The sequence below is a fragment of the Chloroflexota bacterium genome, assembly GCA_014360825.1.
Classification (GTDB): Bacteria; Chloroflexota; Anaerolineae; order UBA2200; family JACIWT01; genus JACIWT01.
On record JACIWT010000005.1, the window covers coordinates 1 to 18,554 of the forward strand.

General features: G+C 57.2%; 35 protein-coding genes. 34 read left to right on the top strand and 1 reads right to left on the bottom strand.

Features of this window, described 5'->3' with window-relative positions; genetic code table 11:
* From tuf to rpsI, 34 genes are all read left to right on the top strand, one after another.
* The coding region (tuf, locus tag H5T64_04395) for an elongation factor Tu (GenBank protein MBC7263582.1) at positions 1-138 on the top strand (138 nt) is incomplete at its 5' end.
* Between the two features lie 66 nt (positions 139-204).
* The gene (gene rpsJ, locus H5T64_04400) at positions 205-516 is read left to right on the top strand and encodes a 30S ribosomal protein S10 (protein MBC7263583.1); all 312 of its coding nucleotides are present in this window, start codon (positions 205-207) and stop codon (positions 514-516) included.
* A gap of 169 nt (positions 517-685) precedes the next feature.
* On the top strand, positions 686-1,309 hold the full coding sequence (gene rplC / locus H5T64_04405) for a 50S ribosomal protein L3 (protein MBC7263584.1): 624 nt from the start codon (positions 686-688) through the stop codon (positions 1,307-1,309).
* An 11-nt stretch (positions 1,310-1,320) separates the two neighbouring features.
* Positions 1,321-1,944: a 50S ribosomal protein L4 gene (gene rplD, locus H5T64_04410; protein ID MBC7263585.1), complete on the top strand. Its 624-nt coding sequence runs from the start codon at positions 1,321-1,323 to the stop codon at positions 1,942-1,944.
* A gap of 11 nt (positions 1,945-1,955) precedes the next feature.
* Positions 1,956-2,243: a 50S ribosomal protein L23 gene (gene rplW, locus H5T64_04415; GenBank protein MBC7263586.1), complete on the top strand. Its 288-nt coding sequence runs from the start codon at positions 1,956-1,958 to the stop codon at positions 2,241-2,243.
* Between the two features lie 2 nt (positions 2,244-2,245).
* Positions 2,246-3,082: a 50S ribosomal protein L2 gene (gene rplB / locus H5T64_04420; protein MBC7263587.1), complete on the top strand. Its 837-nt coding sequence runs from the start codon at positions 2,246-2,248 to the stop codon at positions 3,080-3,082.
* Positions 3,083-3,110: 28 nt separating this feature from the next.
* Positions 3,111-3,395, top strand: coding sequence for a 30S ribosomal protein S19 (gene rpsS, locus H5T64_04425; protein MBC7263588.1), 285 nt, complete (start codon positions 3,111-3,113; stop codon positions 3,393-3,395).
* Positions 3,396-3,431: 36 nt separating this feature from the next.
* Positions 3,432-3,776: a 50S ribosomal protein L22 gene (gene rplV / locus H5T64_04430; protein MBC7263589.1), complete on the top strand. Its 345-nt coding sequence runs from the start codon at positions 3,432-3,434 to the stop codon at positions 3,774-3,776.
* Positions 3,777-3,789: 13 nt separating this feature from the next.
* Positions 3,790-4,461, top strand: a complete 672-nt coding sequence (rpsC, locus tag H5T64_04435; GenBank protein MBC7263590.1) for a 30S ribosomal protein S3 — start codon at positions 3,790-3,792, stop codon at positions 4,459-4,461.
* A gap of 48 nt (positions 4,462-4,509) precedes the next feature.
* Positions 4,510-4,932: a 50S ribosomal protein L16 gene (gene rplP / locus H5T64_04440; GenBank protein MBC7263591.1), complete on the top strand. Its 423-nt coding sequence runs from the start codon at positions 4,510-4,512 to the stop codon at positions 4,930-4,932.
* A gap of 5 nt (positions 4,933-4,937) precedes the next feature.
* Positions 4,938-5,150 carry a 50S ribosomal protein L29 gene (gene rpmC / locus H5T64_04445; GenBank protein MBC7263592.1) on the top strand — a complete coding sequence of 71 codons (213 nt, stop codon included), beginning with the start codon at positions 4,938-4,940 and terminating at the stop codon, positions 5,148-5,150.
* Positions 5,147-5,398, top strand: coding sequence for a 30S ribosomal protein S17 (rpsQ, locus tag H5T64_04450; GenBank protein ID MBC7263593.1), 252 nt, complete (start codon positions 5,147-5,149; stop codon positions 5,396-5,398). The genes rpmC and rpsQ overlap by 4 nt, the downstream gene beginning before the upstream one ends.
* Positions 5,395-5,763: a 50S ribosomal protein L14 gene (rplN, locus tag H5T64_04455; protein MBC7263594.1), complete on the top strand. Its 369-nt coding sequence runs from the start codon at positions 5,395-5,397 to the stop codon at positions 5,761-5,763. The genes rpsQ and rplN overlap by 4 nt, the downstream gene beginning before the upstream one ends.
* 32 nt (positions 5,764-5,795) lie before the next feature.
* Entirely contained in the window at positions 5,796-6,173 is a 378-nt protein-coding gene (rplX, locus tag H5T64_04460; GenBank protein MBC7263595.1) for a 50S ribosomal protein L24, read from the top strand.
* A 23-nt stretch (positions 6,174-6,196) separates the two neighbouring features.
* Positions 6,197-6,739 (top strand): 50S ribosomal protein L5, encoded by a 543-nt coding sequence (gene rplE, locus H5T64_04465; GenBank protein ID MBC7263596.1) that lies wholly within the window; start codon positions 6,197-6,199, stop codon positions 6,737-6,739.
* 31 nt (positions 6,740-6,770) lie between these two features.
* Complete coding sequence (locus H5T64_04470; GenBank protein MBC7263597.1) at positions 6,771-6,953, top strand: type Z 30S ribosomal protein S14; 183 nt, start codon at positions 6,771-6,773, stop codon at positions 6,951-6,953.
* A gap of 49 nt (positions 6,954-7,002) precedes the next feature.
* Positions 7,003-7,407, top strand: a complete 405-nt coding sequence (rpsH, locus tag H5T64_04475) for a 30S ribosomal protein S8 (GenBank protein ID MBC7263598.1) — start codon at positions 7,003-7,005, stop codon at positions 7,405-7,407.
* 28 nt (positions 7,408-7,435) lie between these two features.
* Positions 7,436-7,987, top strand: coding sequence for a 50S ribosomal protein L6 (rplF, locus tag H5T64_04480; GenBank protein MBC7263599.1), 552 nt, complete (start codon positions 7,436-7,438; stop codon positions 7,985-7,987).
* Positions 7,988-8,023: 36 nt separating this feature from the next.
* Entirely contained in the window at positions 8,024-8,395 is a 372-nt protein-coding gene (locus H5T64_04485) for a 50S ribosomal protein L18 (protein ID MBC7263600.1), read from the top strand.
* Positions 8,396-8,451: 56 nt separating this feature from the next.
* Positions 8,452-9,006 (top strand): 30S ribosomal protein S5, encoded by a 555-nt coding sequence (gene rpsE, locus H5T64_04490; GenBank protein ID MBC7263601.1) that lies wholly within the window; start codon positions 8,452-8,454, stop codon positions 9,004-9,006.
* The gene (rpmD, locus tag H5T64_04495; GenBank protein MBC7263602.1) at positions 8,999-9,190 is read left to right on the top strand and encodes a 50S ribosomal protein L30; all 192 of its coding nucleotides are present in this window, start codon (positions 8,999-9,001) and stop codon (positions 9,188-9,190) included. The genes rpsE and rpmD overlap by 8 nt, the downstream gene beginning before the upstream one ends.
* Positions 9,191-9,224: 34 nt before the next feature.
* On the top strand, positions 9,225-9,704 hold the full coding sequence (gene rplO / locus H5T64_04500; protein ID MBC7263603.1) for a 50S ribosomal protein L15: 480 nt from the start codon (positions 9,225-9,227) through the stop codon (positions 9,702-9,704).
* Positions 9,705-9,735: 31 nt separating this feature from the next.
* A complete protein-coding gene (gene secY, locus H5T64_04505; GenBank protein ID MBC7263604.1) occupies positions 9,736-11,151 on the top strand; it encodes a preprotein translocase subunit SecY in 1,416 nt (471 codons plus the stop codon).
* A gap of 49 nt (positions 11,152-11,200) precedes the next feature.
* A complete protein-coding gene (locus H5T64_04510) occupies positions 11,201-11,875 on the top strand; it encodes an adenylate kinase (GenBank protein MBC7263605.1) in 675 nt (224 codons plus the stop codon).
* Complete coding sequence (gene map, locus H5T64_04515) at positions 11,872-12,618, top strand: type I methionyl aminopeptidase (GenBank protein ID MBC7263606.1); 747 nt, start codon at positions 11,872-11,874, stop codon at positions 12,616-12,618. Before H5T64_04510 ends, map begins: the two co-directional genes overlap by 4 nt.
* 24 nt (positions 12,619-12,642) lie before the next feature.
* Complete coding sequence (gene rpmJ / locus H5T64_04520; protein ID MBC7263607.1) at positions 12,643-12,756, top strand: 50S ribosomal protein L36; 114 nt, start codon at positions 12,643-12,645, stop codon at positions 12,754-12,756.
* Between the two features lie 92 nt (positions 12,757-12,848).
* The gene (gene rpsM, locus H5T64_04525; GenBank protein MBC7263608.1) at positions 12,849-13,232 is read left to right on the top strand and encodes a 30S ribosomal protein S13; all 384 of its coding nucleotides are present in this window, start codon (positions 12,849-12,851) and stop codon (positions 13,230-13,232) included.
* Positions 13,233-13,267: 35 nt separating this feature from the next.
* On the top strand, positions 13,268-13,660 hold the full coding sequence (rpsK, locus tag H5T64_04530; protein MBC7263609.1) for a 30S ribosomal protein S11: 393 nt from the start codon (positions 13,268-13,270) through the stop codon (positions 13,658-13,660).
* A 28-nt stretch (positions 13,661-13,688) separates the two neighbouring features.
* Positions 13,689-14,324: a 30S ribosomal protein S4 gene (rpsD, locus tag H5T64_04535; GenBank protein ID MBC7263610.1), complete on the top strand. Its 636-nt coding sequence runs from the start codon at positions 13,689-13,691 to the stop codon at positions 14,322-14,324.
* Between the two features lie 69 nt (positions 14,325-14,393).
* Positions 14,394-15,380 (top strand): DNA-directed RNA polymerase subunit alpha, encoded by a 987-nt coding sequence (locus H5T64_04540; GenBank protein ID MBC7263611.1) that lies wholly within the window; start codon positions 14,394-14,396, stop codon positions 15,378-15,380.
* A gap of 60 nt (positions 15,381-15,440) precedes the next feature.
* Positions 15,441-15,782 carry a 50S ribosomal protein L17 gene (gene rplQ / locus H5T64_04545; GenBank protein MBC7263612.1) on the top strand — a complete coding sequence of 114 codons (342 nt, stop codon included), beginning with the start codon at positions 15,441-15,443 and terminating at the stop codon, positions 15,780-15,782.
* A 23-nt stretch (positions 15,783-15,805) separates the two neighbouring features.
* Positions 15,806-16,570, top strand: coding sequence for a tRNA pseudouridine(38-40) synthase TruA (gene truA, locus H5T64_04550; protein ID MBC7263613.1), 765 nt, complete (start codon positions 15,806-15,808; stop codon positions 16,568-16,570).
* 22 nt (positions 16,571-16,592) lie between these two features.
* Entirely contained in the window at positions 16,593-17,033 is a 441-nt protein-coding gene (gene rplM, locus H5T64_04555; protein MBC7263614.1) for a 50S ribosomal protein L13, read from the top strand.
* Between the two features lie 12 nt (positions 17,034-17,045).
* Positions 17,046-17,438 (top strand): 30S ribosomal protein S9, encoded by a 393-nt coding sequence (rpsI, locus tag H5T64_04560; protein ID MBC7263615.1) that lies wholly within the window; start codon positions 17,046-17,048, stop codon positions 17,436-17,438.
* Between the two features lie 161 nt (positions 17,439-17,599).
* On the opposite strand, the gene H5T64_04565 is transcribed toward rpsI, so the two are convergent.
* Positions 17,600-18,469 carry a decaprenyl-phosphate phosphoribosyltransferase gene (locus tag H5T64_04565; protein MBC7263616.1) on the bottom strand — a complete coding sequence of 290 codons (870 nt, stop codon included), beginning with the start codon at positions 18,467-18,469 and terminating at the stop codon, positions 17,600-17,602.
* Between the last annotated feature and the right edge of the window lie 85 nt (positions 18,470-18,554).

Here is an 18,554-nt window from a genome sequence, read left to right on the forward strand (position 1 = left end):
ATGGTGATGCCTGGGGACAACGTGAACATGAAAGTGCGCTTGATCGTCCCCGTGGCTTTGGAGCAGGGCTCGCGGTTCGCCATCCGTGAGGGTGGGCGCACTGTGGGCGCTGGTGTGATCACGAAGATCGTCGAGTAGTTCGTATTCTGTGCTCTGTGGAGGAGGGGGACCCAAAAGGGCCAATAGGTCCGGTCCCAGATGTGAATGGCCAAGCGACAGCGTATCCGAATCAAACTGAAGGCTTACGACCATCGGCTTCTGGATCAATCTGCCAAGCGCATTGTGGAAACCGCGGAGAGGGCCGGGGCTGCCGTTGTTGGCCCTGTCCCGTTGCCCACGAAGATCGAGAGGTTCACGGTCAATCGGTCACCTTTCATCGATAAGGATTCCCGTGAGCAATTGGAAATCCGCACCCACAAGCGTTTGATTGATGTGATCGAGCCCAGCCAGAAGGCAATTGAGATGCTGATGAAACTCAACCTTCCGGCGGGCGTAGATATAGAGATCAAACTGTAAGGATTTTGATCTCGAATGGGGAGCCGTTCACAAGATATCGGCGCCCCATTCGTTTGGTCAGAAGTAAGCGATAAACAGAAGAAGGAGGGAGGGCCGCCGGGCGTGAGGGAACCAGTCTAGACGCCAGGAACTTGGTCTCCTTGCCCGTGCCCCAAAAAGAAAAATGGCGATAAGAGAAGGGATGTTGGGCCGCAAGGTGGGCATGACCCAGATCTTCGATGAAAAAGGCGAGGTCGTGCCCGTCACAGTGATTGAGGCAGGGCCCTGCTACGTCACACAAATCAAAACCGTCGAACGCGACGGCTACAACGCGATTCAAATAGGCTTTGGCCAGGCCAAGCGGGTGAACAAGCCCCAGCGCGGCCACCTGAAGGAATTGCCACCCCTGCGCTACCTGCGCGAGGTGCGCACCGATGATGTGGAACGCTACCAGGTCGGGCAAGTGATAGATGTCAGCATCTTCCAGCCAGGAATGCTGGTGGACGTGATCGGCACCTCTAAGGGGAAGGGCTTCGCCGGAGTGGTCAAACGACATCACTTCAAGGGCGGTCCTCAAACCCACGGCCAATCGGATCGGCTGCGTGCTCCGGGGTCCATCGGTTCGGGTACTACGCCCGGCCATATCGTCAAGGGCCTGCGCATGGCTGGCCACATGGGCGACAGGCGCGTCGCTGTGCTAAATCTGCCCGTGCTCAGAGTGGACAAAGAGCGCAATCTGTTGGTTCTGCGCGGCAGCGTGCCTGGGGCGAAGAACGGCCTCTTGTTTATCCGCAAGGCTCGCAAGGTCTCATAGGAGCATTGGAGATGCAAATGCGTGTACTAAACATGGCCGGCGAACAAGTGGGTGAAGTGGAGTTGCGTGACGATATCTTCGCTGTGCCCGTGAACGAAGCCGTCATGCACCAGGCTTTGATGCGCCAGTTGGCAAATGCCCGACAGGGCACTGCCGATACGAAGACCCGTGGCGAAGTCTCAGGCGGGGGGCGTAAACCGTGGCGCCAGAAGGGCACCGGGCGTGCCCGTCAGGGTAGCATCCGCGCCCCACATTGGCGCAAAGGTGGCACCGTTTTTGGTCCGCACCCACGGAGTTATGAACAGCGTATGCCGCGCAAAATGCGTCGGTTGGCGTTGCGCTCGGCGCTTTCGCTGAAGGCCAAGGCGGATCAGATTATCCTGCTCGATAAATTGGAAATGGGCGAGCCGCGGACTAAAGAGATGATCGGGATGCTGAATAATCTGAAAGTGGACTCCAGCGCCTTGATCTTGCTTCCTGAGGCATCGCGGAACGTGGAGAAATCGGCCGACAATCTGCCCGGCGTGATGACGCTACGCGCTACCAATCTGAATGTGCGCGACATCCTGGGATACGACTATCTGATTATGCCGCTGGACTCGCTGCGCGTGATCGAGGGGATATTGGGACAGTGAGGGAGAAGGCGATGCATCCGTATGAGGTTCTGAAACGTCCCATCACCACCGAGAAGACGAGTTACCAATCAGGTAAACTCAGACAATATTCATTTGAAGTGGATCGCCGCGCCAATAAGCACGATGTGAAGCGGGCAGTGGAAGAGATATTCAAAGTAACGGTCGTGTCGGTCAACATGATCAATGTGCCGGCCAAGACGCGTCGCTGGGGCCGTATTATGGGTCACAAGCCCGCCTGGAAAAAGGCCGTCGTCACCCTGGCCCCAGGCAACACGATCCAACTGTTTGAAGGTGTGTAGTCATGCCAATCAGGATTTATAAGCCAACCTCTCCTGGACGGAGGGGAATGAGTGTCTCCACTTTCGAGGAGATCACCAAGACAGAGCCGGAGCGCTCTTTGCTGGAACCGTTGCGCAAAAGGGCTGGACGCAATGTGCAGGGCAGGGTTACCGTGCGGCATCGCGGCGGCGGACACAAGCGCATGTATCGCATCATTGATTTCAAGCGGGACAAAATCGGCATCCCTGCTCGCGTGATGGCCATCGAATATGACCCGAATCGCTCCGCACGCATCGCGCTCCTTTCCTATGCGGATGGCGAGAAGCGCTATATCATCGCACCGCTCGAACTCAAGGTAGGTGATACTGTTCTGGCTGGCCCCAACGCCGAGATCAAACCCGGCAACGCACTCCCGTTGGCCAACATTCCGGTGGGCACATTGATTCACAACATCGAGTTGCATTTGGGCAAAGGCGGGCAGTTGGTCCGTTCGGCGGGTACCTCTGCCCAGTTAATGGCCAAAGAAGGTAATTACGCCCAAGTGCGATTGCCGTCGGGAGAAACTCGCATGATCCATGCGCAGTGTATGGCGACCATCGGTCAGGTGGGCAACACGGAACACGGCAACATCAAACTGGGCAAAGCGGGGCGCAAGCGCTGGCTGGGATTCCGCCCGGCAGTGCGCGGCTCTGCCATGACGCCACGCGATCACCCTCACGGCGGTGGTGAGGGTCGCCAGCCTGTGGGCATGTCTTCGCCCAAGAGCCCATGGGGCAAGCCCACCCTGGGCAAGAAAACTCGGCGTCGCAAAGACACCGACAAATGGATTATACACCGGCGAGCCAAGAAACGCCACTAATCCGTGGTTATGTTCTGGAGGTCAGGGGATGGGTCGGTCACTGAAAAAGGGTCCCTACGTGGACCCCAAGTTGCTGAAAAGAATCGAGATGATGAACCGGCAAGGTGAAAAGCGGGTCATCAAAACGTGGTCTAGAGATTCGACTATCTTCCCACAGATGGTTGGCCACACCATCGCCGTCCACGATGGGCGCCGTCATGTGCCGATTTACATTGCGGAGAATATGGTGGGGCATAAACTGGGCGAATTCGTGCCCACCCGCTACTTCCGTGGGCACAGTGCCAAGGAAAGGACCACACGCCCAGGGAAGTAACCTGGTCGTGGCTCTGGTAAGAAGGTGGGGATGGAAATGGAAGTCAGGGCTGTAGCCAAATACATTCGTATGTCGCCCTACAAAGTGAAATTGGTGGCCGATGCGGTACGAGGCATGGGCGTGGAGGAGGCGCTGGCAAAGCTCCGCTTCACCACTCGGGCGGCGGCACGTCCAGTCGCCAAACTCATCGAATCAGCAGCGGCCAACGCCGAAGAAAACTACGGGCTTTCGCGTGACGAACTTTATATCGCAAGCATTACCGCCGATGAAGGGCCCACGTTGAAACGGTTCCGTTTCGGCGCTCGAGGACGGGTCAAGCCCATCCTGAAGCGCTCCAGCCACATTACCGTCATCCTGGGCTCCAGGGCGGAAACAGAATAGGGAGGGTTTTCTTTTGGGCAGGAAAGTGCATCCTACCGGGTTCCGATTGGGGTTTAATAAGCAGTGGAAAGCCCTTTGGTTCGCTGAAGGCCAGCGTTACAAAGAACTACTCAAGGAAGATCTGGCAATTCGCAAATTGGTCCAGGAGCAAATGCGTCACGCTGCTATCTCGGACATTCGCATTGAGCGCTACCCCAAGCAGGTGATCGTCACGTTATATTCGGCCAGGCCAGGCATTATTATCGGGCGCAAGGGTGCCAGTGTTGCTCAGTTGAAAGACGACCTGGAGAAAATCACTGGCGGCAAGAAAGTCAAAATTGATGTGGTCGAGGTGGAGAAGCCAGAACTGGAAGCAACCTTGGTGGCACAGAGTATCGCCGAGCAATTGGAACGGCGTATCTCTCATCGCCGCGCTATGAAGCAGGCTGTCAGCCGGGCGATGCGCGCGGGGGCTAAGGGGATCAAAATTGTGTGCAGTGGTCGTCTGTCGGGCGCCGAAATGGCTCGGCGTGAGATGCAGCGCGAAGGTCGGGTGCCGCTGCAGACTCTACGGGCGGACATCGATTTCGCCCATGCCGAAGCCTTAACTACGCTGGGGCGTATTGGAGTCAAAGTTTGGATTTATCGCGGCGATCTTCTGCCCGAGGAAGCACGGGAAACGACGGAAGAAGCCGCCGCAAGTTAGGGGTCTGGACTCTGTGCACTTATCCGGTGTTTTCAGGAGATAGATGCGATGTTAATGCCAAAGCGAGCGAAATATCGCAAGCAGTTTCGTGGAAGGCTCAAGGGGAAAGAAACCCGAGGCACAACGATTGCCTTTGGGGAATACGGGTTGCAAGCGTTGGAACCCTCGTGGATCACCAGCCGGCAGATTGAGGCAGCGCGGCGGGCAGTAGTGCGCTACGTGCGCCGTGGTGGCAAGTTATGGATTCGTATCTTCCCCCACAAGCCTGTTACCGCCAAACCGGCCGAAACCCGCATGGGTGGCGGAAAGGGCGCTGTGGATCACTATGTAGCAGTGGTGAAGCCGGGCCGCATTCTTTTCGAGATCGCGGGCGTGCGTGAGGAGGTGGCCCGTGAGGCGATGCGCTTGGCCTCTCACAAACTCCCTATTAAGACCCAGTTCGTCACCCGCGAGGAACTCGGAGGTGAATGAACGTGGTGAAAATCAAAGAATGGCGGGAGATGGAAACCGACGAACTTCAGCGCCGACTGGATGAGGCTTATCAGGAACTTCTCAACCTGCGGTTCCGCGCTGCAACCAAGCAACTCGAAGACACGAGCCGGATTCGCATTGTCAGGCGGGATATCGCTCGCATCAAGACGGTTTTGCGTGAGCGCCAGTTGGCGAGTGTGGAGGGAGGACGACCATGAAGAGCCGTCGCAGAACCCTAACTGGTCGCGTGGTCAGTGACAAGATGGATAAGACCGTGGTGGTGGTGGTCCATTCTACCAAGCGCCACCCTCTGTATGGCAAGGTGTTGCGGACGTCGAAGCGTTACAAGGCTCATGACGAGGAAAATGCGTGTCGGATTGGGGATTTGGTGCGGATCGAGGAATCCCGCCCCCTGAGCCGAGAGAAACGCTGGCGCGTGACGGAGATATTGGAGCGAGCAGAATGATCCAGGCGATGACCCGTCTCAAAGTTGCTGACAATACCGGCGCCCGGGAGATCATGTGCATCAAAGTCTTAGGTGGCACCCGGCGACGTTACGCTGGCGTAGGCGACATCATTGTGGCCTCGGTGAAGCAGGCGATGCCTGGTGGGGCGGTGAAGAAGGGCGAAATAGTGCGGGCGGTGATCGTGCGCACGGCGAAAGAGTTCGGTCGCCCTGATGGTTCCTACATCAAATTTGATGAAAACGCCGCCGTCATCTTGGATGAGCAGAATAACCCAAAGGGCACGCGCATCTTCGGACCGGTGGCTCGCGAACTGCGTGACAAGGGGTTTATGAAAATCGTCTCGCTGTCGCCAGAAGTCCTTTGACGATGGCGGGTTGGTTTTGTAGGGGGTTCGATATGAGGAAGATCAAAAAGGGCGATACCGTGGAAGTGATTCAGGGCGATGACCGTGGGATGCGAGGCCAGGTGATTCGGTTACTTCCTGGTCGCAAGCCTGTCCGTCGCCTGGGTAGCAAAGGTATCCGTCGCCCCGAACACGATCCGAATCGCACCCGCGTAGTGGTACAGGGCGTGAATCTGATCAAGAAACATCAACGACGCACAGGCGATGTACGCACTCAAGTGGGCATCATCGAGCGCGAAGCGCCCATTCATATCTCGAACGTGGCCCTTGTTTGCCCGAAGTGCAATGCGGCCACCCGAGTGGGAATACACGTGGATGCCGAAGGGACCAAGCATCGCCTCTGCAAGAAATGCGGTGAACTCATAGATTGATGGCCGCCTGGGAGAGAGAAGTAATGTCAAGGTTGCGAGATAGATACTATTCAGAGATCATACCGGCAATGCAGCGGGAATTTGGTTATCGCAACATTATGGAAGTACCGCGCCTGGTAAAGGTGGTGGTGAACATTGGCTTGGGCGAAGCCCTACAGAATGCCAAAGCCATGGATGCTGCGGCCAAGGACCTGGCGACCATCACTGGTCAGCGCCCCATCATAACACGGGCGCGGAAGTCCATCGCCACTTTCAAGTTGCGCCAGGGCAACCCCATCGGTCTCAAAGTGACCCTGCGCGGGCGGAGAATGTACGATTTTATGGACCGGTTGATGAACATTGCCTTGCCGCGCCAGCGCGACTTCCGCGGGGTTTCGCCAGATGCCTTCGATGGGCGTGGGAACTACACCCTGGGACTGCGGGAGCAACTGGTGTTTCCAGAAGTTGACTACGATAGCATTGATAAGATCCGTGGTCTGGAGATCACCATTGTGACAACAGCCAAGACGGATGAAGAAGCCCGGCGGCTGCTCCAATTGATGGGCATGCCGTTCAGTCGGCAGTAGAATGGTGCTGCGGGCAAGAACAGGAGGAAGTGTGGCAAAGAAAAGCATGATCGTGCGCGAAACGAGGCGCAAGTATCCCATCCGGGTGCGCAACCGGTGCCAGATCTGTGGGCGACCGCGGGGATATCTGCGAAGATTTCAATTGTGCCGGATCTGTTTCCGCGAACTGGCGCTTCGAGGAGAGATCCCGGGTATTATCAAATCCAGTTGGTAGTGAAGTAGGGGACGGTGACGAAGTCATTTCCCCAAGGAGTGGCCTAATAATGGTTATGACAGATCCTATCGCCGATATGTTGACCCGCATCCGAAATGGCATCCGGGTGCATCGCCGGTTCGTCTTGATTCCGGCTTCTAAGATGAAACTCGCTCTGGCCCGCATTTTGAAAGACGAGGGCTTCATCGAAAACTATGAAGTTCTCAGCGACAAAGAGCGACCTTACGAATTAATTCGTGTCTGGCTCAAATACACCGAGGACCGCAAGCCGGTCATCACGGGCCTGCAGCGCGTGAGCCGTCCGGGGCGCCGCGTGTACAGCGGGCGCCGGGCACTGCCCCGCGTATTGAGTGGCATGGGCGTGGCGGTGATCTCCACACCCAAAGGGCTGATGACCGACCGCCAGGCGCGCCGGATGCGGCTGGGCGGCGAAGTGGTCTGCTATATCTGGTGATGACACCTCTGGCGAAGGAGGAAAACAGGTGTCAAGGATAGGGCGGATGCCCATTCCCATACCGAATGGAGTCCAAGTAGATATTCAGGGCAATCGTGTGACGATAAAGGGGCCCAAGGGCGAACTGAGCCGCGAGTTTCACCGCGATATCATGATTCGCCTGGAGAACGGCCAACTAATAGTTAGTCGGCCGACTGATTCCCGCATCCATCGCGCTCTCCATGGTCTGACCCGTGCTCTGTTGGCGAATATGGTGGAGGGGGTCACGCAGGGCTATCGCAAAGCCTTGCAGATCGAGGGTGTCGGTTACCGCGTCGAGCTACAAGGGCAGGACTTGGTCCTGCAAGTTGGTTTCTCTCACCCGGTGAAGATATCGCCTCCCCCAGGCATCACTTTCGAGGTGGAACGGGGCGGACGCATTTTCTACGTAGACGGGATTGACAAAGAAGTAGTGGGGAAAGTGGCGGCTGAGATCCGAGCGATCAAGAAACCCGATCCTTATAAAGGCAAAGGCATTCGCTACTTAGATGAGCAAATCCGCCGGAAGGCTGGTAAGGCGGGCAAGGTAGCGGCAGGCTAATTAGCCTAGTCTCGGATCACGTGAGAGGGATGTAGGATGGTAAAAGAAGTGGATGTTAGATTGGCCAGAAAACGACGGCACGCTCGCGTGCGCAAGAGGGTCTTTGGAACTCCAGAGCGCCCGCGATTGAGTGTGTACCGTAGTCTGCGCCATATCTATGCACAGATCATTGATGATACGATGGGCCACACTTTGGTCTCGGCTTCGACTCTCGATGCCGAAGTACGAGAGCGCATGCCGGAGGAGGCCGCTAAATCCGATCAGGCCAAGGTTGTGGGCGAAGTGTTAGCCCGGCGTGCTGTGGAAAAGGGGCTGAAAGCCGTGGTTTTCGACCGCGGTGGTTATCGTTACCACGGTCGGGTGAAGGCGCTGGCCGAGGCAGCCCGCGCTGGTGGCCTAGAGTTCTAAGGCCATCTCGAACGGTTTTATCGCCCCGGGGCGGGCTTGTCGGGTAAGGAGGATGGATGCCGAAGCAGGACGAGGATCAAGAGGAAGAAGAATTACTGGAAGTTGCCGAAGAAGAAGCCCTTCAAGAGCGTGTAGTCCATATTGACCGTGTGGCAAAGGTCATCAAGGGCGGGCGGCGTTTCGCTTTCCGAGCGGTCGTTGTAGTGGGGAATGGCAAGGGCAACGTTGGTATTGGTGTGGGTAAGGCGCGCGAGGTCCCCGAAGCCATTCGCAAAGGTACGGAGAGGGCCAAGCGTAGCATGGTGCGCATACCCCTGGCCGGCACAACGATCCCCCATGAGGTGCAATCAAGTTACGGCGCGGCCACAATTCTTCTGAAGCCGGCATCGCCGGGCACTGGTGTGATCGCGGGAGGCGGGGTGCGCGCTGTCGTAGAGGCGGCGGGCATCAAAGATATTCTCACCAAATCCCTGGGCAGCCCGAATATCTTGAACGTGGTTCGGGCTACGATGGCGGGTTTGCAGCAACTGAAGGATGTGGAGGTGGAAGCACGTCTGCGCGGCAAGCCGGTGGAGGACTTATTACCGCCTTGGAGGCGCACCAATGACTGAGAAGCGATTGCGTATCACATTGGTGAAAAGCCCTATCGGCTATTCGAAAAAACAGAAGGCTACGGCACGAGCGTTGGGCCTGCGACGCATAGGTGATACTGTGGAGCGAGAGGACAGCGATATCGTGCGGGGTATGGTTCAACACATCATCCATCTGGTGAAGGTAGAAGAGTCCCCGTCATAAACGGTGAAGATAGTGAGCGAGAGGTATTGAGGGCATGAAATTGCATGAACTGCGCCCACCAAAGGGAGCGAACAAGAAACGCATCCGCGCTGCTCGAGGAACAGCAGGGCGGCGGGGCAAGACTGCCGGTCGCGGCACCAAGGGTCAAAACGCACGCACTGGCGGCGGGGTACGCCCCTACTTTGAAGGCGGCCAGTTGCCCCTGGTCCGGCGGATGCCTGTGAAGCGCGGGTTCACGAACGTCTTCCGCGTGGACTACACCGAAGTCAATCTGGATTGCCTGAAAGGGTTTCGCAAGAATGCGGAGGTGAATCCCGATACTTTGGCTGCGGCTGGCATTATCAAATCCACCCGGAAGCCGGTGGTGATTTTGGGGCGGGGCGAACTGGATAAACCGCTCCGCGTATCGGCACACCGTTTTTCGGCCTCTGCCCGCGAGAAGATCGAGGCGGCAGGCGGTACGGTCAATGTACTGGAGTGGCCTAAGGTGCGGCGACTTACCAAGTCGGCGTAACCCGCGGGCCACTGAAGTGGGAGAGTGGTAAATGCTGGAAGCACTTCGCAATGCATTGAAATTGCCGGATCTGCGACGCAGGATTATCTTCACCCTGGTCATACTGGTCATCTATCGGCTGGGAGCCCACATTCCCGTGCCGGGCACCGACCCGGAAGGGTTACGCCGCATCTTTGAAGCCAATCAGTTGCTGGGTCTGCTCAACATGTTCTCCGGCGGGGCGATGGCCGATTTCTCGGTGCTGGCGATGGGCGTGTACCCGTATATTACAGCGTCCATTATCTTCCAGTTGCTTCAGCCGCTCATCCCCGCGCTGGAGGAATTAGCGAAACAAGGCGAAGCAGGCCGCAACAAATTGAATCAATACCAATTGCTGCTGACTATCCCGTTGGCTTTTCTGCAAGCGTTCAGCCAGGGCACCTTGCTCCAGCGGGGTGGCGCTCTCACAAACTTCGGCCTATCGGGCCCAACACTCTTGCCAACCCTGGCTACGCTGGCCACCTTGACCGCGGGCACGATGTTCGCCATCTGGCTGAGCGAACTGATTGATGAGCAGGGCATTGGGAACGGTATGTCGTTGATCATCTTCGGCGGCATTGTGGCCGATATTCCCGGGCGGATTGGTCAACTGTTGGCGCAGTATCCGAATACATTGGAGATCCTGTTGGTGAATGTGGCCTTGGTGGTCATTGCCTATGTAGTTTATTCGACGACGCGCCGGGCGGACTATGCCTTGGCGGCATGGTGTGGGTTAAATCTGATCTATTTCGTTATCTCACAAGCAGTACTGCAAATTTTCATGCTGATCACCGTTGTGACTGTCGTGGCTATTGTGGTCATCCAAGAAGGACAGCGCCGCATACCGGTGCAATATGCCAAACGGGTGCGGGGCACGCGTATCTATGGCGGGCAGAGCACCTACATCCCACTGCAGGTGAACTCGGCTGGAATGATCCCGCTCATTTTCGCCATTTCGATCATGCTCTTGCCCGGCGTGGTGGCCAGTTATTTCGTGGATTCTGAGATCACTTGGTTGGCCAATGTGGCCCGATCCGTAAGCGCGCTTTTTAACGCCAGCGGCGTGGCTTACTGGATTATGTATTTCCTATTGGTTGTCGGTTTCACGTACTTTTACACTGACGTCATTTTCCAACAGCAGAATCTGGCCGAGTTGTTGCAGAAGCAGGGCGGCTACGTCTCTGGCATGCGCCCAGGCAAACCCACCGCCGACTATCTGAACCGCGTACTGCAGCGGATCACTCTGGTGGGTGCGCTCTTCCTGGGGGTCGTGGCCATTTTGCCCTTCCTGGCGCGAGGAGTGACGGGCACGCAACAGATGCTTGTCACCAGCACCGGCTTGCTCATCGTGGTGGGCGTGGTCTTGGATACAATGAAGCAACTCCAAGCCCAATTGTTGATGCGCCACTACGAAGGGTTCATCCGATAAGGCTGACCTCTCGGACAATCGCCAACAGCGAAGGAGCAGGGGTGCAGTTATGGTCATCGTTTTGCTTGGGGCGCCAGGGGCGGGAAAGGGCACGCAGGCAGAGATCCTTTCCCAGCGACTTGGGTTGCCCCACGTGGCCAGCGGCGACCTCTTCCGAGAGGCTCTGCGCGATGAAACCCCGTTGGGGCTTCGGGCCCGCTCCTATATGGAACGGGGCGAACTGGTGCCGGATGAAGTAACTATCGCCATGGTGGCCGAGCGACTCGAGAAGCCGGATTGCGCGAATGGGGTCATCTTGGATGGCTTCCCGCGCACCATCCCACAGGCCGACGCCCTCGATGCGGTGTTGGCTCGTCACGGCCAGGCGGTCAACTTAGTGCCGTACATCAAGGTGTCTGTGGAATCGTTGCTGAAGCGGTTGGGTGGCCGATGGACGTGTCGGACTTGTGGCACCGTCTACCATATGCTCTTTGACCCGCCCAGGGTGGCGGGAGTATGCGATGTGTGCGGCGGCGAACTCTACCAGCGCGCGGATGATACGCCGGAGACGCAGCGCAAACGCATTGACGTCTATTTTGAGCAGACGCAGCCGCTGATAGAGTACTATCGCCAACGCGGATTGCTCGTGGAGATTGACGGCGAAAAGGATATTGACGGCGTGCAGGCCGAGTTGTTGGCCGCTATTGAGTCCCGGCGACGGGAGTTAGGCCAGGCGGGCTTATGATCATCCGCAAGAACGCCCGCGAACTGGCGAACATGCGTCGGGCAGGCCAGATCGTAGCCCAAGTGCTTGCCGAACTCCAGGAGATGGTGAGGCCCGGCATCACGACGCAGGAACTGGATGCGCTGGCTTATCGTCTGATCACGCGAAATGGCGCTAAGCCCTCGTTTCTGGGCTATCGGAACTATCCGGCTTCGATCTGCACCTCGGTGAATGAACAGGTTGTGCATGGGATACCTGGCCAGCGCGTTCTCAAAGAAGGCGACATCATCAGCCTGGATGTGGGCGCGATTTACCAGGATTATCAGGGAGATGCGGCCATTACCGTAGGGGTGGGGCACATCTCAGAAGAGGCGCGTCAACTGATAGAGGCCACCCGCGGGGCGCTTGAGGCGGGAATTGCCGAGGTCCGGCCGGGGAAGCGATTGGGGGATATTTCGGCGGCAATACAAGAGTACGCCGAGTCGCGAGGCTACTCGGTGATACGCGAATACACGGGTCACGGCATTGGCCGACAGATGCACGAGGACCCACAGGTGCCCAATTTCGGACAGCGCGGGTTCGGTGTATTGCTGAAGCCAGGCATGACTTTCGCTTTGGAGCCCATGCTCACGATGGGCACTTGGGAAACCAGGGTGCTCGAAGATGGTTGGACCGTGGTCACTGCCGATGGGAAACTATCGGCCCACTTCGAGCACACCGTGGCGGTAACAGAAGATGAACCGGAAATACTCACTTTGTTGTGAGCAGAGAAGCAGGGGAGATTGACGATGAAAGTGAAACCATCAGTTCGTGTGCGTTGTGAAAAATGTAAGATCGTGCGACGGCGAGGGATAGTGCGCGTCATCTGCAAGAACCCGCGCCATAAACAGCGTCAGGGCTAATGACTACGCTGCCTCGGGCGTTCTGGCAAGGCGGCATAGTCTGACGCGCAATGGCTTCCCGATAGCGGAGCCTGTTGCGTAGGAGGTGAAAAGTGGCGAGAATTGCAGGGGTTGATCTGCCAAGGGATAAGCGAGTGGAAGTAGGACTTACCTACATCTATGGTATTGGCCGGACGCGGAGCCGGGCGATTTTGGCCCAGAGCGGCGTCAACCCAGATACCAGGGTCAAGGATCTGACGGAGGCGGAGATCGCTCGCATCCGTGAGATCATAGACCGCGATTATAAAGTGGAAGGCGATTTGCGGCGCGAAGTGCAGATGAACATCAAGCGCCTGACGGAAATCGGCTGCTATCGTGGCATTCGACATCGCCGCAATCTGCCCGTGCGGGGTCAGCGGACGCGGACCAATGCTCGGACCAAGCGAGGTCCCCGGAAAACTGTGGCCGGGCGTCGTCGCTCACGAGCCAAGAAGTAATTGTTGAAACGTTGGTTAGAATCTGAGGTAACGGTATGGCAAAGACAACGAGAAGGGGAGCGGGCCGGCGAGAGCGCAAGGTGGTTTCGCACGCCCGTGCGTACATCCAGTCTTCATTCAATAACACTATCATTACGGTGACGGATTTGCAGGGCAATGTCCTGACCTGGGGGAGTGCCGGCTCGTCGGGGTTCAAGGGGTCGCGCAAAAGCACGCCTTATGCGGCACAGGTGGCTGCCCAGAACACGGCCAAGGCGGCGATGGACCTGGGGGTCCGCGAGGTAGACATCTACATCAAGGGGCCCGGCCCAGGGCGCGAAGCTGCGATCCGCTCTCTCCAGGCGGCGGGGTTAAAAGTGCGATCCATCACAGATGTAACCCCCATCCCGCATAATGGCTGTCGCCCACCCAAGAAACGGCGGGTCTAACCAGCAGGGCGATATTTCAGGAGGATGTATGGCAAGGATCATAGGGCCAAAGTGCAAGTTGTGTCGGCGCGAGGGCGAGAAACTCTACTTAAAGGGTGAGCGCTGCTACTCCAATAAGTGCGCCTTTGAACGCCGCACCTACGCGCCGGGAATGCACGGGCGACAGGCACAGTTTCGGCGAAAGGCATCGGACTACGGCCTGCAGTTGCGCGAGAAACAGAAGACGCGCCGCATCTACGGCGTGATGGAGCGCCAGTTCCGCCGCTATTTCGGCTACGCATTGCGGACCAAGGGGATGACTGGCGTGAACTTGCTGCAGATGCTCGAACGGCGGCTGGACAACGTGGTGTTTCGGCTTGGATTTGCCTCCTCGCGCGCACAGGCACGACAACTTGTGCTGCACGGGCATTTCACCGTAAACGGGCAAAAAGTCAATATCCCGTCTGCTTTAGTCAACGTAGGTGATGAAGTGGCTGTGTCCGAAGCCAGTCGCAAGCGGAACTACTTCCGGGACCGGGTGAAGGAACTGGCTCATGTCAAGCCACCGAACTGGCTCTCTCTGGATGCGGAGCAGTTGGTGGGCAAGGTAATCGCATTGCCATCCCGAGAAGATATTGATATGCCTATCCGTGAGCAACTGATTGTCGAATATTACTCTCGTTAAACACAAAGCGCACCTCTTGTAGGACCAGTGAAGCGAGCGGGCGGGCCAGGAGGTGGGGAATTGTTCAAAATGGTTATACCTAGGATAGAACCAGAGGCCATCAGCAAGAACTACGGTATGTTCGTGATTGGGCCGCTGGAAAGTGGATACGGTGTTACAATTGGGAACGCGTTGCGGAGGGTTCTGCTTTCATCTCTGCCAGGCGCTGCGGTAACCTCGTTGCGGGTGAGCGGGGTCGCTCACGAGTTCTCTCCGATCCCTGGCGCTAAGGAGGATATGACGACCCTGATGCTGAACGTCAAGCAACTGCGCTTGCGTTCCTATGCCGAAGGTCCCGTGCGCCTGACGATAAATGCGGCCGGAAAGTCAGAGATCACTGCGGCCGATATCGATGCGCCAGCGGAAGTGGAAATCATCAACCCGGAATTGCATTTGCTCACCTTGGACTCTTCCGATTCCGAATTAGAGATCGAGTTGGTCGTGGAGAAAGGGCGGGGTTACTCACCTGCCGAGGAGCGGGGCAAATTGCCGATTGGGCAGATTCCAGTAGACGCCATTTTCAGCCCTATCCGCAAAGCCAATTTCCGCGTGGAAAGCACCCGGGTTGGTCAGATGACCAACTACGAGAACGTGATATTGGAAATCTGGACGGACGGTGCTATCAACCCAGGCGAGGCACTGAGTACGGCGGCACAGATCCTCATCCATCACTTGTCACCCATTGCTGGGGTCTCAGAACTTCCAGCGGAATTGGTGACGGAGGTGGAAGGCGCCGCCATTCCGTCGCACGTCTATGAGATGCCCATTGAGAGCCTTGATCTCAGTATGCGCGCCTTCAACTGCCTGAAGCGGGCGGGCATAGTCAAGGTGGGAGAGGTTTTGGAACTGCTTCAGAAAGGCGATGATGAGCTCCTCTCCATCCGCAATTTCGGGCAGAAGTCCTTGCAAGAACTGAAAACGAAATTGCAGGCCAGGGGCCTCTGGCCCATTGAGCCAGGGCCCGGCACGGAGGCGGCAGGAGCGGAGACCAGTGGCCAGGGAGAAGAGGCAGAGTAGCGGGTGGCACCCGCAATACAAGAATGCAACTAGGAGGGAGCCCCCACAATGAGACACCGGGTGGCAGGCCGCCATCTGAATCGAGATACAGGACAGCGTCGTGCCCTGTTCCGGAATCTAATCACCGAATTATTCAGACACGAGCGCATCAGGACGACGGAAGCCAAGGCGAAGGCCATTCGCGGCGATGCCGAGCGCCTGATTACGCTTGCCAAGCGTGGTGATGTGCACGCCCGGCGGCAGATCGCTGCTGTGGTGAATGACCCAGAAGTAGCGGATAAGATCTTCCGTGAAGTGGCCGGGCGGTACGCTGATCGGGCCGGTGGCTACACGCGCATTATCAAACTGGGGCCACGCTTAGGCGACGCGGCACCGATGGTGCTTTTGGAATTGGTCGAGTAGCGAGGTCGGCTCTTGTGGCCGCAATGGATGCGGAGACACTTCATCCAACGACCAAGGCTCGCCTTTTGATGGCCGTTCTCGAATACGATGGGACCGATTACAAGGGCTTTCAGTTACAGAGTCGTGGGAGGACGATCCAGGGAGAAGTCGAACGGGCACTGGAGCGCGTGACGCAGGAGCGAGTGCGTGTGGTGGGCGCTGGCCGGACCGACGCGGGCGTCCACGCCAGAGGACAGGTGGTGCATTTTCGGACCACCTGGGCGCGCGAATTGACTGAATTGCATCGCGCCCTCAACGCAGTGCTTCCTCTGGACATCGCTTTCCTGAGCCTGGACGAGGCCCCCGCTGGGTTTCACGCCCGGTTCAGCGCTCGAAGTCGTGTGTACAGTTACACCATTTACAATCGCCCTGTTCGTGCACCGCTCGAGCGCCGTTACGCTTATCATTATGCGGTACCTCTCGACCACGAGAGGATGGCCGAAGCACTGCAGCAGACAGTGGGCACCCATGACTTCGCTACGTTCGGCTGGTCAGCGCTGGAGGCAAACACCGAGCGCACCATTCTGGCGGCTCGCTGTGTCCGCCAGGCGGATTTCATCCGGGTAGAAGTGGAGGCCAATGGTTTCCTTCGGCAGATGATGAGGAAGATGGTGGGCACGCTGATTGCAGTGGGAACGGGAGAATTGTCTGTCCAGCAATTCAGGGATATTTTGGAGGCCCGAGATCGGAGGTTATCTGCCCCGGCAGTGCCACCCTGTGGGCTCTGTCTGGAGCGGGTGAATTATTGAGGTTTGGGGCCGAGGAGTAATCATGACGAAAACGTACGCAGTCAAAGCAAGCGAGATCCAACGTGAATGGTATATTGTGGATGCGGAGGGGAAAACGCTGGGTCGCCTGGCCAGTGAGGTGGCGAAGATCTTACGTGGCAAGCACAAGCCGATCTTCTCGCCACACCTGGACACCGGTGATTTCGTGATCGTGGTCAATGCAGACAAAATCCGAGTCACAGGTCGCAAACTCAGCCAGAAGATCTATTACCGCCACTCCGGCTATCCGGGGGGTTTCAAAACGATGACGCTGGGGCGTTTGTTGCAACTGCACCCTGCGCGGGCCGTTCGTTTCGCCGTGCGCGGGATGCTGCCGGATAACAAGTTGGGTAGAGCGCTGATCAAGAAACTGAAGGTGTATGCTGGCAGCGAGCATCCTCACGCTGCCCAGAAACCGAAGGCGCTTGAGATAGGAAATCGCTAAGAAGGAACGGTTATGTCTGCCAGATATTTCTATGGAACCGGACGGCGAAAGACATCAGTGGCCCGGGTGCGTCTTTATCCAGGCACAGGCGAAATCATGGTCAACGGTAAGCCGTTGGAGGAGTACTTTCCGCGCCAGCGTGACCGAGACACCATCCTTGCTCCTCTGCGCGCTGTGTCTATGGGCGACCGCTACAACGTGATGGCCCTCGTAGAAGGGGGCGGCATCAGCGGGCAGGCAGGTGCCATCCGTCATGGCATTGCCCGAGCCCTGTTGGCTGTGGATCCCCAGTTACGCCCAACACTGCGCCAGGGTGGCTTTCTCACCCGTGACCCGCGCGTCAAGGAACGCAAGAAGCCCGGACTCAAGCGCGCCCGCAAGGCTCCCCAGTACACCAAGCGCTAATCGTCGGCTTCACGGCCAAGCCCTGCTACACCTTTGCGCATCTCGCCGAGGAATCTGTTTTGCGCTCTTGCGGAGCAGGGCTTGGGACAGAAGGGCGAAAACCATGTGGTATGTACAAGAGCCCCTTCCTGTTCCAAGGAAGGGGCTTTTGTTGCCCGGCGTTACCGAATGTACATCACAGCGACGACTACCAATCCCCACAGAATCACATCGAGCAAGAGCGGCTTGTCCTTGAAGATCAATTCCTCAGGCGCGCCGCCCTCTTGTTTGACGTGAATCAAATATAGGTAGCGGAAAAGTCCGTATACGACGAAGGGGATCGTCAGCATCATGGAGTGGTTGGCCGGCAGATTGGGTGCTGAGAAGGTGTAGAATGACCACGATACCGCGGCAGCAGTGGTGACCAAGCCAAGCATGTCTTCCAGCAAGCGCAGGTTATATTCATCAAATGTCTTGCGGTGTTCGTTGGCGTTTTCTTGAAGTAGGATCAGTTCCTCGCGGCGCTTGCCGACGGAAATGAGCAGCGCCAGAAAGCCCATGCAGAGATACATCCAGGGTGAAAAGCGTTCCGCTTTCACGATCACCACGCCTGCTGCCACCCGCAGCACAAATCCTGCGGCCACGGTCATCACATCCAAGATCACGATGTTTTTGAACCAGAATGAATAGAGCACGAGGCTGATGAAATAAGCGAGCACGATGATCCCGAAATGTCTGTCCAGCACGAAACTGGTTGGAATGCAGGCCAGGGCCAGAACGAGAGCCGCAGCGAGAGCCACCCTGGGGTCCAATTGCCCGGAGGCCAGTGGACGAAGCCTCTTCGCGGGATGTTGCCGGTCTTTTTCGACGTCCGCAAGGTCGTTGATGATATAAACGGCACTGCTGACCCCGCAGAATAGGATCATGCCGCCAATGGTCTTCAGAAGCAAAGACGGAATAAACATCTTCTGATCAAAAACCAGGGCAGCGGCAATGAAGATGTTCTTCGGCCACTGAGTGGGCCGCATGGTCTTAAGCAATGCTTTCAACATTCCGTGGTTCTCCTCGTAGATAGTGAGATGATTCCAATCATACCTGATGGAGGGCATTCCGTCAACCTTGACTTTCGCTGCAAAA

Coding starts and splice junctions, on each gene's coding strand:
- H5T64_04540 (MBC7263611.1), top strand. CDS start 14,394: ATGGTTATACCTAGGATAGAACCAGAGGCCATCAGCAAGAACTACGGT.
- truA (MBC7263613.1), top strand. CDS start 15,806: ATGGATGCGGAGACACTTCATCCAACGACCAAGGCTCGCCTTTTGATG.
- rplB (MBC7263587.1), top strand. CDS start 2,246: ATGCCAATCAGGATTTATAAGCCAACCTCTCCTGGACGGAGGGGAATG.
- rpsH (MBC7263598.1), top strand. CDS start 7,003: ATGGTTATGACAGATCCTATCGCCGATATGTTGACCCGCATCCGAAAT.
- rpsE (MBC7263601.1), top strand. CDS start 8,452: ATGCCGAAGCAGGACGAGGATCAAGAGGAAGAAGAATTACTGGAAGTT.
- rplD (MBC7263585.1), top strand. CDS start 1,321: ATGCAAATGCGTGTACTAAACATGGCCGGCGAACAAGTGGGTGAAGTG.
- rpsQ (MBC7263593.1), top strand. CDS start 5,147: ATGAAGAGCCGTCGCAGAACCCTAACTGGTCGCGTGGTCAGTGACAAG.
- rplE (MBC7263596.1), top strand. CDS start 6,197: ATGTCAAGGTTGCGAGATAGATACTATTCAGAGATCATACCGGCAATG.
- rpmD (MBC7263602.1), top strand. CDS start 8,999: ATGACTGAGAAGCGATTGCGTATCACATTGGTGAAAAGCCCTATCGGC.
- rplP (MBC7263591.1), top strand. CDS start 4,510: ATGTTAATGCCAAAGCGAGCGAAATATCGCAAGCAGTTTCGTGGAAGG.
- rpsD (MBC7263610.1), top strand. CDS start 13,689: ATGGCAAGGATCATAGGGCCAAAGTGCAAGTTGTGTCGGCGCGAGGGC.
- secY (MBC7263604.1), top strand. CDS start 9,736: ATGCTGGAAGCACTTCGCAATGCATTGAAATTGCCGGATCTGCGACGC.
- rpmJ (MBC7263607.1), top strand. CDS start 12,643: ATGAAAGTGAAACCATCAGTTCGTGTGCGTTGTGAAAAATGTAAGATC.
- rplN (MBC7263594.1), top strand. CDS start 5,395: ATGATCCAGGCGATGACCCGTCTCAAAGTTGCTGACAATACCGGCGCC.
- rplW (MBC7263586.1), top strand. CDS start 1,956: ATGCATCCGTATGAGGTTCTGAAACGTCCCATCACCACCGAGAAGACG.
- H5T64_04565 (MBC7263616.1), bottom strand. CDS start 18,469: ATGTTGAAAGCATTGCTTAAGACCATGCGGCCCACTCAGTGGCCGAAG.
- map (MBC7263606.1), top strand. CDS start 11,872: ATGATCATCCGCAAGAACGCCCGCGAACTGGCGAACATGCGTCGGGCA.
- H5T64_04510 (MBC7263605.1), top strand. CDS start 11,201: ATGGTCATCGTTTTGCTTGGGGCGCCAGGGGCGGGAAAGGGCACGCAG.
- H5T64_04485 (MBC7263600.1), top strand. CDS start 8,024: ATGGTAAAAGAAGTGGATGTTAGATTGGCCAGAAAACGACGGCACGCT.
- rplM (MBC7263614.1), top strand. CDS start 16,593: ATGACGAAAACGTACGCAGTCAAAGCAAGCGAGATCCAACGTGAATGG.
- rplV (MBC7263589.1), top strand. CDS start 3,432: ATGGAAGTCAGGGCTGTAGCCAAATACATTCGTATGTCGCCCTACAAA.
- rplX (MBC7263595.1), top strand. CDS start 5,796: ATGAGGAAGATCAAAAAGGGCGATACCGTGGAAGTGATTCAGGGCGAT.
- rpsK (MBC7263609.1), top strand. CDS start 13,268: ATGGCAAAGACAACGAGAAGGGGAGCGGGCCGGCGAGAGCGCAAGGTG.
- rpsS (MBC7263588.1), top strand. CDS start 3,111: ATGGGTCGGTCACTGAAAAAGGGTCCCTACGTGGACCCCAAGTTGCTG.
- rplO (MBC7263603.1), top strand. CDS start 9,225: ATGAAATTGCATGAACTGCGCCCACCAAAGGGAGCGAACAAGAAACGC.
- rpsJ (MBC7263583.1), top strand. CDS start 205: ATGGCCAAGCGACAGCGTATCCGAATCAAACTGAAGGCTTACGACCAT.
- rpsI (MBC7263615.1), top strand. CDS start 17,046: ATGTCTGCCAGATATTTCTATGGAACCGGACGGCGAAAGACATCAGTG.